The sequence below is a fragment of the Actinomadura barringtoniae genome (assembly GCF_017573505.1).
Taxonomy (GTDB): domain Bacteria; phylum Actinomycetota; class Actinomycetes; order Streptosporangiales; family Streptosporangiaceae; genus Spirillospora; species Spirillospora barringtoniae.
In genome coordinates, this window is sequence record NZ_JAGEOJ010000001.1 from 553,387 (window position 1) to 568,687 (window position 15,301).

Annotated in this window: 16 protein-coding genes and 1 pseudogene; 2 read left to right on the plus strand and 15 right to left on the minus strand. The window is 68.9% G+C overall.

Annotation, left to right across the window (positions count from 1 at the left end; all coding sequences use genetic code 11):
- Positions 1-814 precede the first annotated feature (814 nt).
- The 4 genes from J4573_RS02470 to J4573_RS02485 all read right to left on the minus strand — a co-directional run bounded on the left by J4573_RS02470 (position 815) and on the right by J4573_RS02485 (position 4,304).
- Positions 815-1,438, minus strand: a complete 624-nt coding sequence (locus J4573_RS02470) for a response regulator transcription factor (RefSeq protein ID WP_208253522.1) — start codon at positions 1,436-1,438, stop codon at positions 815-817.
- Entirely contained in the window at positions 1,435-2,553 is a 1,119-nt protein-coding gene (locus J4573_RS02475; protein ID WP_208253523.1) for a sensor histidine kinase, read from the minus strand. Before J4573_RS02475 ends, J4573_RS02470 begins: the two co-directional genes overlap by 4 nt.
- A 9-nt stretch (positions 2,554-2,562) precedes the next feature.
- Positions 2,563-4,047: a carotenoid oxygenase family protein gene (locus J4573_RS02480; protein ID WP_243772305.1), complete on the minus strand. Its 1,485-nt coding sequence runs from the start codon at positions 4,045-4,047 to the stop codon at positions 2,563-2,565.
- A gap of 113 nt (positions 4,048-4,160) precedes the next feature.
- The gene (locus J4573_RS02485; RefSeq protein WP_208253524.1) at positions 4,161-4,304 is read right to left on the minus strand and encodes a hypothetical protein; all 144 of its coding nucleotides are present in this window, start codon (positions 4,302-4,304) and stop codon (positions 4,161-4,163) included.
- Positions 4,305-4,386: 82 nt separating this feature from the next.
- Between J4573_RS02485 and J4573_RS02490 the strand changes: the two genes are divergently transcribed.
- Positions 4,387-4,584, plus strand: coding sequence for a hypothetical protein (locus J4573_RS02490; protein WP_208253525.1), 198 nt, complete (start codon positions 4,387-4,389; stop codon positions 4,582-4,584).
- A gap of 31 nt (positions 4,585-4,615) precedes the next feature.
- On the opposite strand, the gene J4573_RS02495 is transcribed toward J4573_RS02490, so the two are convergent.
- The 7 genes from J4573_RS02495 to J4573_RS02525 form a co-directional block, all read right to left on the minus strand.
- Positions 4,616-5,581 (minus strand): chorismate mutase, encoded by a 966-nt coding sequence (locus tag J4573_RS02495; protein WP_208253526.1) that lies wholly within the window; start codon positions 5,579-5,581, stop codon positions 4,616-4,618.
- Positions 5,582-5,680: 99 nt separating this feature from the next.
- A complete protein-coding gene (locus J4573_RS02500) occupies positions 5,681-6,229 on the minus strand; it encodes a DUF8788 domain-containing protein (RefSeq protein WP_208253527.1) in 549 nt (182 codons plus the stop codon).
- Positions 6,229-6,717 carry a DUF8788 domain-containing protein gene (locus J4573_RS02505; RefSeq protein WP_208253528.1) on the minus strand — a complete coding sequence of 163 codons (489 nt, stop codon included), beginning with the start codon at positions 6,715-6,717 and terminating at the stop codon, positions 6,229-6,231. Before J4573_RS02505 ends, J4573_RS02500 begins: the two co-directional genes overlap by 1 nt.
- A 34-nt stretch (positions 6,718-6,751) precedes the next feature.
- A complete protein-coding gene (locus tag J4573_RS02510) occupies positions 6,752-7,543 on the minus strand; it encodes a DUF8788 domain-containing protein (protein ID WP_208253529.1) in 792 nt (263 codons plus the stop codon).
- 24 nt (positions 7,544-7,567) lie between these two features.
- The gene (locus J4573_RS02515) at positions 7,568-8,329 is read right to left on the minus strand and encodes a DUF8788 domain-containing protein (RefSeq protein ID WP_208253530.1); all 762 of its coding nucleotides are present in this window, start codon (positions 8,327-8,329) and stop codon (positions 7,568-7,570) included.
- Between the two features lie 167 nt (positions 8,330-8,496).
- Complete coding sequence (locus J4573_RS02520) at positions 8,497-10,038, minus strand: hypothetical protein (protein ID WP_208253531.1); 1,542 nt, start codon at positions 10,036-10,038, stop codon at positions 8,497-8,499.
- 155 nt (positions 10,039-10,193) lie between these two features.
- Positions 10,194-11,531 (minus strand): pyridoxal phosphate-dependent decarboxylase family protein, encoded by a 1,338-nt coding sequence (locus J4573_RS02525; protein WP_208253532.1) that lies wholly within the window; start codon positions 11,529-11,531, stop codon positions 10,194-10,196.
- A gap of 485 nt (positions 11,532-12,016) precedes the next feature.
- Here J4573_RS02525 and J4573_RS02530 point away from each other — a divergent pair, with 485 nt between their 5' ends.
- On the plus strand, positions 12,017-12,181 hold the full coding sequence (locus tag J4573_RS02530; protein WP_208253533.1) for a hypothetical protein: 165 nt from the start codon (positions 12,017-12,019) through the stop codon (positions 12,179-12,181).
- Positions 12,182-12,426: 245 nt separating this feature from the next.
- Here the strand turns inward: J4573_RS02530 and J4573_RS02535 are convergent, their stop codons facing one another.
- From J4573_RS02535 to J4573_RS02550, 4 genes and pseudogenes are all read right to left on the minus strand, one after another.
- Positions 12,427-13,020 (minus strand): TetR/AcrR family transcriptional regulator, encoded by a 594-nt coding sequence (locus J4573_RS02535; RefSeq protein WP_208253534.1) that lies wholly within the window; start codon positions 13,018-13,020, stop codon positions 12,427-12,429.
- Positions 13,021-13,031: 11 nt separating this feature from the next.
- A complete protein-coding gene (locus tag J4573_RS02540; RefSeq protein ID WP_372442792.1) occupies positions 13,032-13,928 on the minus strand; it encodes an FAD-dependent oxidoreductase in 897 nt (298 codons plus the stop codon).
- A pseudogene (locus J4573_RS56585) lies at positions 13,922-14,374 on the minus strand (FAD-dependent oxidoreductase); the annotation flags it as partial. The pseudogene J4573_RS56585 and the gene J4573_RS02540, both read right to left, overlap by 7 nt.
- 190 nt (positions 14,375-14,564) lie before the next feature.
- Positions 14,565-15,227: a VOC family protein gene (locus J4573_RS02550; RefSeq protein WP_208253536.1), complete on the minus strand. Its 663-nt coding sequence runs from the start codon at positions 15,225-15,227 to the stop codon at positions 14,565-14,567.
- Positions 15,228-15,301 lie beyond the last annotated feature (74 nt).

Consider the following 15,301-nt stretch of genomic DNA (forward strand, 5'->3'; position numbering starts at 1 on the left):
GGCGACCTCACCACCGATATGCACAGCTTTGGCGGTGCGACCGGCGCGGGGCAGATAGACGGGTGCGCCGCGTAGCGAACAGGCCGCGTCCAGGCCGGCGCCCCGGCGCGGTTCTGCTATCACGTCCTCCCTGGAGCGTGGACGTGCCGGTAATGATGATGACACCGACCAGGAGTCGCGATCATTTCCACTTCCACGCCATGGGTGTCCCTTGCAGGACACACCTCGCATGGGGATGTTCTGCGATCTAGGTCTGGTGACCCGCCAATGCGACAGGCGTTGGATCGAAGTATCGGCCAAGCTCTCCGGTCGCCACCGATCAGCAACCGCAGGGGAGCCCGAACGGAGCCCGGCAGATCCGTACTGACCCGGTATGGTGCGGCGGTCGCGGCACAGATTGACATGTGAGCAACGCCATGACCTGCAAGGATGACAGAATTCGGGATCACGTGTCATCGTCTGGCACGTCGTCGGATGGTCTTCTAATCCGACGGTCGCGGGTTCGAATCCTGCCGGGCGCGCCACATTCCACCGCTCTGACCTGCACAGATGCGGCACGGCCCCGTTCTGCGGCCCGTTCATGATCGCCTTGGGAGCCCGAGGGGAGCGCGGCGCCCTGGCCGACTTTGTGCCGGCGCAGCACCTTGATCGTTGCCTGATCGAGCGGGATGGCCTCGGTCTTGGCTTCCTCAATCTCCGCCCAGCTGATCCTGACCCGGGCTTCTCAGCCCGGTGCAGGGACGCTCCGGTCTACTCGGGCGTCCACGCTTCGCGGATCCGTCCACGTCGTCCTGCCAGGCTCTGGTCGTGGAGGTCAGGGGCGGAGCAGGCCGCGGGCCATCGCGGTCGTGACGGCGGCGGTGCGGTCGGAGACCTCTAGTTTGGTGAAGGCACGGAGCAGGTGCGTTTTGACCGTCGTCAGGCTGATGTGCAGGGCACGCCCGATCTCCGCGTTGGTCTTGCCCTCTGCTACGAGGGTGAGGACCTGGGCCTCGCGCGTGGACAGGGCCATCGCGGCGGGGCGCCTTACGCGCTGGGCCAGGCGCCCGGCGACTGAGGGGGCCAGGACCGTCTCGCCGCGGGCGGCGGCGCGGACGGCGGCGGCGAGGTCGGCGCGGGAGGCGTCCTTCAGCAGGTAGCCGGCGGCGCCCGCCTCGACGGCGCGCAGGATGTCGGCGTCGGTCTCGTAGGTGGTGACGACGACGATCTTGGTTTCGGGCCGGTCCGCGAGGATCCGCTCGGTCGCGGCGACGCCGTCCACGCCGGGCATCCGCAGGTCCATCAGCACCACGTCCGGCCGCAGGCTCCCGGCCAGCGCGACGGCCTCGGCGCCCGAGCCGGCCTCGCCCACCACCCGCAGGCCCGGTTCGGCGGCGACGACGGCGCGCAGGCCCTCTCGCACCACCGGGTGGTCGTCGGCCAGCAGCACATCGATCAAGCGGGCACCTCGATCTCGAGCGTGGTGCCCGCCCCGGGCAGACCACGGACCGACATCCGCCCGCCGATCTGCTCGACGCGGTCGCGCATCCCGCGCAGCCCGAACCCGCCGCCGGGGTCCCGGAGCCCGATGCCGTCGTCGGTCACGGTCAGCCGGACGCCGTCGGCGGTGACGGCGATCTCGACCGTCACGGCGGAGGCCCGGGCGTGCTTGCGCACGTTGGCGAACGCCTCCTGGGCGGCGCGCAGCAGCACCACTTCGCCGGCCTTGCTCAGCGCCGGCGCCTCGGCTGCGGCCTGGACGGTCACCGCAACGCCGGTCTCCTCGTTCAACCGGCGACCCTGGCGGCGGACGGCCTCGGCGAGCGAGCCGTCGGACAGGGCCGAGGGGGTGAGGGCGCCGACCATCGCTCGCGCCTCCGCCAGGTTGTCGCGGGCCGTCGTACGGATGAGCTCGACGTGCCGACGGGCAGCGTCCAGGTCGGTGCCGAGCTCGGACTCGACGGCCTGGCTGAGCGCCACGACGCTGGTGAAGCCCTGCGTCAGGGTGTCGTGGATCTCCCGCGCCAGCCGCGCCCGTTCCGCCGCCGTGCCCGCCTCATGCGACAGCCGGACCACCTCGGCGTTCAGCTCGATGGTCTTGGTGATCCACGTGCCGAGCACCGGAGTGATCACGAACGAGAGCAGCGCGAGCACCACGATGGTGGCGAATGCGCCGGAGTGCACGCCGTCCTGGACGGCCACCGCGACGACCGGCAGCGTCGTGGCCGCTGACGTGACGACGAGCGCGCCGCGCAGCGCCAGCGACATGAAGATGGGCGGATAAACCGCCGGCAGCGCCATGGCCGCGACCGACGAGAACGACAAGGCCGCCGTCAGCAAGACGGCCATTCCCGCCACGAGCACCCACGGCGACCCGCGTCCGGCGAGCACCCTCCGGCTGAAGACGAGGGCCCAGAGCGCCAGCGCGGCCAGGGCCGCGACCGCACCGAACCGGTCGCCGAGCGGGACGCCGTCGTAGGCGAGAACGGCGATGGCCGTGACGGTGCACCCGCCGCCGACGTAGAAGTCCCACAGCCAGAACCAGCCCGGCACGTGGCGCACGGCGACCTCCATCGCCCGACCCTAACCCGCCGAGGGCACCCAGTTGCCGTGGATCCCGTGCGGCACCCGCGCCGGCAGGTGCACCGTGGCGGCCGTCTCCAAGGTCGCGGCGTCCAGCATGACCAGGTCACTGCGATCGGACGCCCGATCGTAGACGAACCCCATCACCACTCCGTCGTCCTCGGCCGCGTCGTCCGAGCTCGGCACGAACACGAACTCGCCCGGCTCCCGGCCCTCGCCGAACCACGCGACGTGCACCGACCGCCGCTCGACATCATGCTTGAGCAGTACGTCCGGTGACCCCATCCATTCCGCGTCCTGGCCGTACCCGACCGTGTAGCCGAACCGGTGGCGCCTGCCGACCCGCCGCTCGTCGACGCGCGGGAACTCCTGAGACCGGTCGTCGATCCGTTCCTCCCGGACCCGTCCCGCGACCAGGTCGATCGTCCACCGATCGAGCGTGGGCGGGTCCCCGAACGGCCACCCGCCGTCCGCGTACACCTTCGAATGCCGTGCGACCTCCAGGACGACGCGATCACCCTCGTCGTAGGCGTTCAGCGCGTGATACACGAAGGAAGGCCCGACATCGAACCAGCGGATGTCCGAGCCACTCCCCTCCCTGGGCATGACTCCGACGCGCGGCCGGTGCCCCGTATCCCAGCGGAACGGTACGCCCGCCATGCCCATCTGCCGGAGGCTGGACGCACGCATGAGGCCACGCGCCAGCGGACCGGGCATCGGTGATCCGGCGAGCCGGTTCAGCAGGGACCCCAGGGTCCGGCCCGGCCGCGATCGGAGAAGGACGCGCAGGTCGAGCACGACAGGCAGGTGATAAAGGACCACATGCCGTTCGGTCAGCGAGAAGTCGTGCATCATCGTTCTCGCGTCCACCGGGATGTCCACCGCGCGCCGGATCCGCCCATCGACGCCGGTCACCGTGTACTGCACGCTGTTGCCGCGAAAGGGGCCGTAGGACACGGCGTGCAGCTCGCCCGTGACAGGGTCCCGTTTCGGGTGCGCGCTGTATCCGCCGTAAAGAGTCCCGCAGAAGTCGGACGGCCCGACCGTGTCCAGCTCGTCGGTCAGCTCGTACGGTCGGACACCCGCGTCGTTCAGAACCAGCGTCCGGCCGGCATGACCGATGACGTTGATGCTCGCCGCGAAGTCCAACCCGCCGCGATGGGGACCGCTGCGCCGGCGCTCACCCAGCGCGCGCGACACCTCAGCCGACCGGACCCACCGGTTGCGGTACCAGACCGCACGCCCGTCCTGGATCCTCAGCCCGTGCACCATGCCCGTACCGGCGAACCACTCGTAGCGCTCAGGGTCCGGATCGCCGAACGGATTGGGCCCGTTCCGCAGGTAGCGCCCATCCAGGTACCCGGGAATCGTCCCCGTCACGTCCAGATCGGTCACCGTGAGCTCTTGCCGCACCGGGGCGTAATTCCCGTCCAGCCCCGCGTTGCCGGAGTTAGCGCGTCCCTTGGCCTCGGTCACCTCGCTCATACCGGGATCATCGCTGAAGCGAACGAAACCCCGCGACGTCCAGACGACTGAACACCGCTGTCAGCCGAACGGAGGACACGCAACCTGGCCCCGCCCAGCCGGCCGTCGAAGTCTCAGTCCGCGGGCTGAGCCTGTTGGGTCGGTCCGCCGCAGAACACCTGCTTGACGAGTGCGTCCAGGACCTTCGGGAAGACCCGCGCCACGTCGGTCGCGGCGTCTCCCATGGTCACCGAGGCGGTCAAGGTCTTGCTGCCCACCCGATCATTAGCTTTGTGCGGTCGACGACATGTGTTGGGCTGTTCGGCGAACGATGTCGACGAAGGAGCGGACTCGGGTGTTGTGGCCTGTGGCGGGCCATATGAGTCCGTACTCGATGGGCGGCGCGTCAATGACGGCGACGCCCAGCTCATCCATGACAGCTTCGGCCCCGCCGCCACCTGGCACTACCCGGGTGACCTGCCCATCTCCAAGATCTGGCAGGGCCGCGACGCCATCGTCGGCGACTTTCCCGGAGGCATGGGCCTGACCCTGCTCTGACCTGCACAAATGCGGCCTGGCTGCGTGTGCTTCACGGGGCGTGGCGTCCGGGGAGGGCGGCGCATTGGGCGGTCACGGCGTCGTCGATCAGGTGGTTGAAGATCCCGGAGACCGTGTCGGGGCTGACGGCCAAGCGGCCCGCGAGGGTCTTCGCGTGTTCCAGGACCTGGATCTCGCGGCGCAGGTCGCGGACCGGGAGCCGGTGCCGGACCTTGATCTCACCGATCACCGTTGCGAGGGCGTGCCTGCGGGCGACGAGGCGTACGAACTGCTCGTCGATGACGTCCAGTTGCTGCCGTAGCCGGGTCAGTTCGGGGACGGGGCCGCTCTGTGGGGCCGCGTCGTTCCGCTCGGGTGATTCACGGATCGACAGGAGCGCGGAGGTGACGGTCAGATCGTGGAGGAGGAGCGCGGCCGTTCCGGCGTCGTCCATGTTCAGGAACAGTCCGTCCGCACCGGCGCCGAGTGCCGCCCGGGAGACCGCGGTCAGGAGGGCGGGATCGGTGTGCGGGTCCAGCATGATCGGGCGGGTCGAACGGTTCTGGAGCGTGAGGATCGTTCCGATGTCGTTGCCGCGTTCCCCGAGCGCCACGCCGGGGGCGCCCTCGTCGGCCAGTAGGTCGGCGGCCGACAGCCAGGACGTCATCGTCGTGCCCGGTGCGCGTTCCAGGAGGATCGGCCGGCCCGTGCGTGCGGCGGCGCGGAGAAGGTGCGGGTCTCCCGTGGCGATCCGGAGCATGTCCGCGTGGTCGGCGACGCGCTCGGCGTCGTCGGTGCTGGTGACGTACGCGATGACGGGCAGGCCGGTCTCCTTGCCCGCGGCGGCCAGCGTGTGCGCGACCGGGTCCGCGCTTGAGAGCGCGTGGGCGCCGGCGTCGGCGGCGTGGTGCGCGGCGCGCATGGTGGACGCGTGGTCGGCGGCGGGGAGGGTCGCGACCAGGGTCGGGGCGCCCGCACCGAGAACGGCCGATCCGATCGGCACTTGCGCGTCAGACATCGGTTTCTCCTCGCACATCGCGATTCCAGATGGCCGTGATTCCAGATGGCCGTGTCCAAGGGCGGCATCGGCCTGCCGCCCCTGGACGGTTGAGGCTCGTCAGACCTGCAGGACCCTGAGCGCCGGGTGGCGCGTGGTGTTCAAGTACAGCTTCTGGGTGCCGATCTCCTTCTCCAGTTCGAGGACGAACCGGTAGCGGTACAGGCCCGGCTGCGCGGTGCTGAGGACGGCACCGGCCCAGTAGTAGTAAATGGCCGTGTTCGGGTCCCGCATGAGGTCCGGGCCGCCGTAGATCTTGAGTTCGGTCATGATCCGGCGTTCGGCGACGTCGTTCTCGTCGCCCTTCTCCATGTCGAGGAAGACCAGGTTGTTGATCTTGGGCATCGGCGGCCAGGTGCCGTCGGGGCGGCGGTCCATCTCGATCGGCCGGATGATCCAGTTGAGGACCTGGCCCTGTTTGCAGATCGTCTCCGGATGGTCGGTGCCCTGCCCGATGCCGCCGACGCTGTTGTCCATCATGAACAGGCAGCCGTCGAGGGACTGCGTCGCCGCCGCCCGCTCCATGTCGACGAGCGTCACGACGTTGAGCTGGACCGAGTTGAGCTGGCCGCGGTCGCTGAGATCGCTCGAGTGGTACGTCTCGTTCATCACTGCTCCTTCGCGCCCGGCGCGCCGCGGTCGACGAGTGCTTGATATGCCTCCGTGGCGAACGGCTTGGTCACGGTGCCCAGCAGGAACTGGAGCCGGTAGCGGACCGGTTCGGTGATGTCCTGCTTCACCGTCGCCGTCCAGAACGTGATGTCGGTCCCGGGGTAGGTCTGCATGCGGGGCTCGCAGAACCGCTCGTCGATGTCGATTCCGTAGATGGCGACGAACGTCTCGCATTCCAGGGGAATGACGTTCCAGAGGAGCCGCTCACCCTGGCGCACCTTGGTGCGCAGTTCCTCGGTGCCGAAGCCCGTGGAGCCCTCCGTTCTGTTGGTGTCGTACATGTAGACGCTGCCGGTCAGATCCCAGGCGGCGAGCGCTGCGACGGGGTCCACCACGGCGGTGATCGTTACCGGGCGGCCGGCGGCGACGGGGTTCTTCTGCTGCTGCTGGGCACGGTTCTGCGGTTGCTGAGCCTTGGGGGGCATGTGCTCCTCCGATCGGAGAGGGCCGCCGTAACGGCTAGGCGGTCGGTGGCGTGGCGGGGACGGGCAGCGCGCCGAGCCCGGCGTGGGTGAAGCCGTTGACCTTGGGCTCAGCGGTGATCTTGAGCGCGGAGTCGCAGGCGAGGTTCACCGACTCCCAGACCAGTTCGCCGTCGCGTTCGACCAGTTCGTGCAGCTGCACGTCCATCCGGTACGGGTAGACGCCCGGCCGGCTGGTGTCCACGGTCGCCGCCCAGTACCAGCCGTCGTAGACCATGTCCGGGGAGCCGTACTGGGCCGGGTACATGATCTTCTCGTCCACGGCCTGCCCGGTGATTCCGGTGATCACCGGTTTCGGGTAGTTGTAGGCCGCGGTGGGGTCGGTGCCGGCGACCTGGCCTGTGACGTCCAGAACCTTGCCGGTGGTGAGGCTGCGGCTGCCGCGCGGGCGCCGCGCCCGGCGGCCGACCTCGCCCTGGATGCGTTCGACCCCGGTTCCGGCGCCGATGCCGGTGGCCTCGGTGAGCGCGGCCAGCTGTTCCAGGGCCTGCCGGTCGGTCTGCTGCGCACGTTCGGCGTGGTAGTTGACGGGGACCGTCGGCGGAATGGCGCCGAGCGCGGCGGGCAGCCAGTTCAACACCTGTTCCGTCGCCTGGGAACCGTCCATGTAGTAGGTGCCGGGGACGATGGTCACCAGCTGCTGGGTGCCCTCGCCCGCGGAGCCCAGGAACTTCATGTTGTCGAACCAGTAGGCGTTGCCGTCCAGAGTGCGCGACTCGAGCGCGTTCGCCACGTCGATGAGCACGATGATTCCGTGTTGTTGGGCCATGATTCGCCTTCCGGATGGGAGGGGTTACACGCGCACCAGTGCGGGTGAGTCGATGTGCATGACGCTGTTGGGCCCTTCGTGGAGCTTCACGGTGAGCCGGTAGCGGTAGGGGATGTTGGGCACCATGTGGAAGGGAACGGTCCCCTCCCAGACCAGCAGGTCGAGGTTCTCGTGACCCGCCGCAGGCTCCGGCTCATCGGACGGGGCCACCTCGTACGCCGCGGGAGCGCCTTGCAGCGTGGCCGTACCCGCCTGACCGCCCGGACCGGCCAGACCGCCCGGACCGCCCGGACCGGCCAGACCGGCCTGGCCTGGCTGACCCGCCGGACCTGCGTGACCGCCGTGAAGCGTGGCGGCCCCTGCATGGCCGGGCAGAGTGGGGGCCGGGTCACCCGTGGTCAGGGCCGGAGCGGGCGGGGGCGCCGCCAGGCCCGGCTGACCCGCCGGATAGCCGGCCATGGAGTCTGCCAGGGCACCGGCAGGCTGGTGCGCCGCCGGACCTGGGTGATCGGTGGACATGGAGCCGTAGGGCTCTGCCGTGGTCCGGCCGTCGGGACCGAGGAACGCGATCCCCTGGATCTCGACCGGTGTCTGGACGTCCACGGCGATCGGGGTCCACTTGACGACCTGTCCGGGCATGACCGCGGTGGCGAGGTTCGGAGTGCCCTGGTGGTGGCTGTGGAACGGGCTGTCGTCCACCAGGGACAGGTTGCCGTTGTGCAGCGTCTGGTCCGAGAGCGCCCCGACCGCGTCGACCATGACGACGATGCTGATCTTCGGTTTCACGTCTTCTCCCGTCATTGCTCGGTGTCTGGCTGTGCCGCCCACTGAGGGCGTGGCTGTGCCGCCCGCTGAGGGGCGTGCCGCCCGCTGAGGGGCGTGGCTGTGCCGCCCGCTGAGAGGCGTGCCGCCCGCTGAGGGGCATGGCCGCCGGCGGAACGGCGGCCGCTCCATCACCCCCGATCCCGCACGAGGGGGACCTTGCCGACGACGGTCCGCTCGATCTCCGGCGACAGGCGATGGACGAAGACGAGCTGGAACCGGTAGCCCGTCTGCTCGATCGAGGCCGGTGTGGCCTCCCGGTCGTTGAACAGCGACAGCGCGCGGGGCAGTGCTCCGGTGAACAGGTGCTGCACGCCCACCGGGCCCAGGGCGCCGTTCATGCGGCGCGTGAGGCCGTCGACGTCGTCGACCGTGACGAGCAGGGTGATGGCCTTGGCCTCACGGTTGTTGACGAACTGGATCTCGTGGGCGATCGCGTCCAGGTCGATCGCCGCCGACTTGCGGAGGTCGTCGTTCAGCGCCGCGTAGGCGACCGGCGCGGAGTACTGGCTGTCGTTGAGGTGCAGCACGTCGCCCGTACGGCCGGCGAACTCGAAGCACTGCGTCTTCAAACCCGGCCCGTCCAGCCGTGACCTGCGGACCATGCGATCCCCGAGCTTGAGCCGCAACAGCGGTGCCTCGTGGGCGTGCAGGCGGGTGACCACCAGCTCGCCCTCCTCCCCCTCGGCGACCGCCCGGCCGTTCTCGTCCACGATCTCGATCAGATGCAGGCCGGGGACCGCCGCGAGCTCCGGGGACTCGTCCCGCAGCTGCAGCCCGATCGTCTCGGCCTGCGTCGCGGCGAAATAGCTGAGGATCGACACGTTCGGGAAGACCGCACGCAGCTCGGACCGCTTCCGCTGGGTGAGGACGCCGCTGCCGTACATGGCGACCCGGAAGCTCTCCCGCGCCGCCTGCGGAATCCCCGCGCCCAGGTCGCTCAGGAGCCCGACGCCGGCGGTGATGCCCATCAGGGCCTTGGGACCGGGATAGGTGAACATGTGCGCCAGCACGGGGGCGGTGACCGGGCCGGCTCCGATGAAGTTGACCCCGGGCACGTGCGACAGGACGCCGCCGACCATCGTCCCGCTGCTCCACATCTGGTAGTCGGCGAGCGTCGTGAACAGCCACTTGGGCTCGGGACCTGACAGGGGCCCGCGCAACTGCTGGGCGCCCATGAACTCGCCGGCGATCCGGTAGGTGTCGCGCAGCTCGCGCAGCGAGTAGACGACCTCGAGCGGAAGACCGTCGCTGGTGCCGCCGCTGGCCACGACCTGGAAACCGCCCCGCTCCAGGGGCACCACCATTCCGGGCCGCGCGCCCATGAGCATGTCGCGCTGAACGACCTTGTCCGACAGCGGAATCCGTTCCCAGTCCTCGAACGTCGCGGGGGCGGCGAAGATCCCGAAGTGGTTCAGCCGCTCACGCCACAGTGGATTGAGAAGGATGGAGCAGACCATCTGCTGAAGCCTGCGCAGCACCAGCGCGTCCTGGATCGCGTGGGAGGTCTCGCCGTAGGGAACGCCGCAGATCCGTTCGCACTCGCCCAGCTTGCTCGCGAACGAGGGCAGGCGCGCGACGTCGTCGACCGACCACGGTCGCAGTTCCTCGTCGGGAATCAGCCGGGCCGCGAGTTCTGTGGCAGAGGCAGGGTCAAGGAGCGTTGAGCCCATTGGTGACTCCTGTTTTCGGGGATGAACGAGGTGCCGGTCCGGCCGAGGTCGGCCTGAATCAGCCGATCCGCATCAGCGGACCGGATCAGCGGACCGGATCAGTCGGCCTGAATCAGCCCGATCCAGATCAGCGGACCGGATCAGTCCGACTCGGATCAGGCCGCGAGGAGCAGGCGTGCGCCGATCTTTCTGATTTCGGCGACGAGCATGGTGAGGTGCCCGGCGTGGATTCGATGGTTCATCAGCACAAGACGCAGGGCCGCGACCCCGTGGACATCCACCTTCGAGATGAAGAACCTTCCGTCGCCACGCAGTTGGTCACGAATATCGAGCTGCAGACGGTGGAGAAGGTCGGCGCCGATCTCCCTGGGCTGGTAGCGAAAGCACAGAATATTCGCTTCCGGCTCATGCAGGACCGCGAAATCGGGCTCAGCCTGGAGAATGCGATGCGCTTCACCGGTCAGCGCGCACAGATAATCAATCTTTTCGGCGAAAAGCGCCCGGCCGTACACCGACCAGAGCGTCCACAGCGGCATGATCATAGGACGCTTGGTGCATTCGAAGTTCTTGTCCCCGCTGTCGAACGAACTGTAGATGTCCGGCTCATCGTCGAAGACATAGCTGGCCCGTTGGCGAAAGGCACCGGCCGCCGTCTCACCGCGCCGGTAGAACAGCAGCGTGCACGGCGCCGGGACGAACAACATCTTGTGGGCGTCCCAGGTCAGCGAGTCGGCCTTCTCGATACCCCGCAGCTTGGCGCGATGCCGGTCCGACACCACCAGGCTCGCGCCGTGCGCCCCGTCGACGTGCAGCCACATGCCGCGCCGGGCGGCCAGATCGGCCAGCTCGTCGAGCGGATCGAACGCGCCCATCGAGGTCGTCCCCGCAGAGGCCACCAGACAGAAGACACGCAGGTTCCGGCGTTCCGCGGCGGCCAGGACTGCGGCCGCCCGATCCGGCCGCAGCTGCCCGCGCCGGTTCACCGGAAGCCGGATGACCTGCGATTCTCCAATGCCGAGCACCCCGGCCGCACGGACCACGCTGTAGTGCGCCTCCTCACTGACCCCGATGGCCGGCAGCCCGCCCCCACCGGGATCGCCGCGCGCCCAGATCTCGGGGAAGGCCTCGTTGCGGGCGGCCAGCAGCGCGGTCAGGTTGGCCAGCGAACCGCCCGAAGTGGTGATCATCGTGGCCCGGTCCGGATCCCAGCCGAGGTAGCGATTCAGCTCCTCGGCCATGATGCGCTCGGCCACATTCGGCAGCTGACCCGCCTCGTAGAACGACGACGGCTGGTTGACCACAGAGCTCACGAAGTCGACGACGCCCGCCAGCGGAAAGACTCCAGAGAACTGCCGCCCCATATAGCCGGGTGAATGCACCTGGATCCCCGTACCCACATAGAGATCGAGGATCTCGGCCAGCCGCCCATGGTCGAAGTCGGCGACCTTTTCACGTTCCCGCGTCATCAACTCCCGGGCGAGCTTGGTCAGCATGCCCGGATCAACGAGGTCCAGGCCCTTGACCGATTGGTCGGCGAGCTGGCGGGACAGCCGCAGCAGCGCGGCCCGTGAATTCTCCTGGAAGTGGCGTGGATCGAAGAACGACTCCAGATCCCCGCCTCGCCGATCACCTCCGAACTCCGATTCGGTTGGTGGCGCAGACCAAGTACTGCCAGTTGAGACCGACAAGGCGAATCATCTCCGATGCGCACAAGCGAGCGGACTGGCGCGGCAAGATGGACACTACGACGGGCAGGGCTAATCTGACTATCACCTGACCACTTCAGGCAATGCCCGCGAAAATGGCTGCTCCTTTATCAGAACCACGGGCCGAAATTCTCGAAGGACGCTTCACAGGGTCGGGGCACGTCCGAAGGGCGGCGACTCCACTGGAGCCCCCCTTTTTTGGACAGCCAGTGGCATGGCCGGTCAGGCGCCGAGTGGATGAACTCGCTCAGACAGGCGTGATATCAGAAGGCATGACAGCGACCGTTCACATCCTGACCACCGGGTACGCCGCCGACCGCGTCGCCTGCACGGTCACCCTGATCCGCGAGGACGACCTGATCGCCGTCGTCGATCCGGGAATGGTCGCCGAATCGAGGGCGTGCCCCTCACCGGCCTTGATCTTGACGCGCGGATAGCCGTCAACCTCCGGCATGGAGGCCCGCATCCAGGGTTCGAACCACCCGGCAGCGGCTTCGGACCCGCGGAGGCGGTGCTGGGTGGACTGGCTGGAGGAGCGGGGACCCTCGGGTTCCTGCTCCCGTCTCCGAACGGGGCCGGCGTCAGCGGCCTGATGAACAACCCCTCGGGCGTGGTCACGGGCCCGCCTAGGTAGGGCGATCGTGGCATGACGGATGGGCGTTTCTGTCTGGCGGCGAAGCGCCTATCCGTCGGCGGTGCTGTGGGGCTGGCTCATCTGGGCGGCCATGCGGGCGCATTGGGTGAGGACGCGGTCGGCGGGGTAGGCGTCGGGGTCGCGGAGATGGAGGCGGAGGAGTTCGTCGCCGACCAGGTGGAGCAGGTGGATGGACAGAGCCGGGTCGGGGCCGGTGGGGATGAGCTGGTCGGGGGCGTTGAGGAGTTCGATGATGCGGCGGCGGCCCAGGGCACGGCCTTGGGCGATGCGTTCGTAGAGCTCTGGTGGGCCGCCTTCGGAGGGCATGAGGAACATGCGCCAGGTCGCGGGGTCGGCGTCGGCGGCGTTGATGAGGCCTTCGAGTGCCGCGGTGAACGGATCCCGGTCGGCCGGAGGGCGTTCGGTGATGACCTTGAGGAGGCCGGCCATGGCGCGTTCAGCCTCACGATCGACGAGCGCGGTGAGGAGGCCGGAGAGGTCGGCGAACTGGTGGTAGACCAGGGTTCGCGTGATGCCGGCGGCCTCGGCGACGCGGGCGATGGTGACCGCGGCGAAGCCTTCGGCGTCGACGATCGTCCTGGTGGCGTCGAGGATCTGGTCCCGGCGGCGGTCGGCGCTCATCCTTGCCATGGTCAGCTGATCGTACGCAGGGCATCGACGGCGCGAGCGGCGCTCTGCGCGGCGCCTTCCATGGTCGTGGGCCAGTCGTTGCGGGTCCAGTCGCCGGCCAGGGCGAGGCCCTCGACGGCGGTGCGCTGGTCGGGACGGATGGTGCCGGTGCCTGGGCGTGAGGAGAAGGTGGCCTTCCGCCAGGGGACGACGTGCGCGTGTACGACTCTGGCGTCTTCCGCTAGGGGATAGATGCTGCGTAGGGACGCCATGCAGCGTTCGATGACTTCGGGTGCCCGCAACTCGATGAGGTCGTAGGACGCGCAGGTGGTGAGGGCGTAGAGGTGGCCCGCGGAGCTTCGCTTGCCGTGCATCACGGTCCGGTCGAAGACCCAGTGGACGTCGCTCTCCAGCAGCGTCTCCCAGGGGTGCGTCGTCCCGATCGGCCGGTCGAGGTAGAGGTTGACCGACATGATCGGAATCGGGACCAGCTTCTGGGTCGCGGCGGCGATCTTCTCGGTCCCTGGAACGTGCTCCAGCAGGCCGCCGACGTCCCAGGCCGGCACCGCGACGATCACCGCGTCGGCCGGGATCAGTTCGCCGTCGGCCATCGTCACGCCCCGCACCCTGCCACCGTCCACCTCGACCCGCGCGGCCTTGGCACGCAGCCGGACGTCGACGCCCTTCTCCGCGAACACCTTCTCGGCCCCGTGAGGTAGAGGGTCCGCAGATCCACGGTCGGATAGCCGATGCTGAACGCGCGCCGTCCGTGCCGCAGGGCCTTCCTGTTGCCCGTTCGCATCACCGACGCCAGCGCGTGCGCGGACGCCAGGGGCGGCACCTCGTTCAGTACGCCCAAAGCCACCGGCCACCACAGCATCCGGCGCAGCGCCTGCGGCATCCCGATCCGGTCGAACCACTGCTCGACCGTGATCTCGTCCAGTTCGTCTTTGGGGCGAAGCGAGGCCGCCATCATGCGCAGGTGCGGGAGAACGCTGCGCATGACGTCGCGTACCCCGATCCCGGGGACCCGGCCGGTCCAGAGCCTGAGCTGGTCGCGAGCACGTACACCCAGGGTCGCCGTGGTCCCGTCGGCTGCCCTGATGCCGAAGGTGTCGGGGAACGCGACGAACTTCCGCGTCCCCACTGAGTCGAGGTACTTCAGGATGTAGTCGTAGGACCCGGCGATGACGTGCTGCCCGTTGTCGACCATCTCCCCGTCGGCTTCGTTCAGCGGAAACCCGAGCGTCCGCCCGCCGAGACGCCCCCTGCGTTCCAGCAACGTCACCTGATCGCCGGCCTCGGCGAGCCACACCGCCGAAGCCAACCCGGCCAGCCCGCCACCGATCACCACGACCCTGCGCACAGCCCGCCTCCCAGGAAGTTACGACTTGTAAGTTTCATTCCGTAACTTGGTGGCGGTCAAGGCCCAATCCCGCCCCCGCAGGCCTCGGGACGGTCCTCGGGGTGGTCCTCGAGGCGGTCCTCGAGGCGGTCCTCGAGGCGGGCCTCGAGGCGGGCCTCGAGGCGGGCCGCGCACGGCCTCGGCGCGGTGCTTAGAGGGTCTTCCAGCGGATGGTGCGCAGGCCCGCGCGAGGTGCGCGACCGTCGGGGGGTGCGGATCCGCGTTCGAGGAGCTGCTCGGCCGGCACCCCTTCGCCCAGCAGGCGTTCCAGCACGTCCGGGTCGAACTCGACGCCGATAGGGTTGCTCGCGAACTCACCGTTCTGGATCCAGTCGACCAGCTCGGCGGGGCCACTGAAGTTGTCGACCTGCAGTTCGACCCGGTTGCCGTCCGGGTCCTCGTAGTACATGGACGTCGTCGGGCCGTGGTTGATGCACCACACGGGCGTGATGCCCGCGTCGGCGAGCCGCCGGTAGGTCGCGACCAGGTCCGGCAGGCTGTCGTAGGTGAACGCGACGTGGTCGAAGCCCCAGACCTTGCGGTGCAGCGCCCAGACTCGCCCCGGGATCCGGAACGCCTTAGGCAGGGCCACCAGCGCGATGCGGTGATGCTCCTCGTCATAGGTCAGGAACGTCAGGCGGCGGTCGCGGTAGACGACCATCGCGTCGAGCACCGTCGCGTACCAGCGCGCCATCTCGGCGCTGCGTGGAGTCTTGAAGACGACATGGGCGAGCTTGGCCGGTGCGCCGGGCCGCGGGGACTGGTTCAGGTCCTCGGGCCGCACCAGAACGTTCGGTACTGATCGTCTGGCCATGGATGGATCCCCTTTTCTTAAGAGCCGTGCAGATTCTCAAGAGCCGTGCAGACCGGCGCCGACGATCGTTTCCC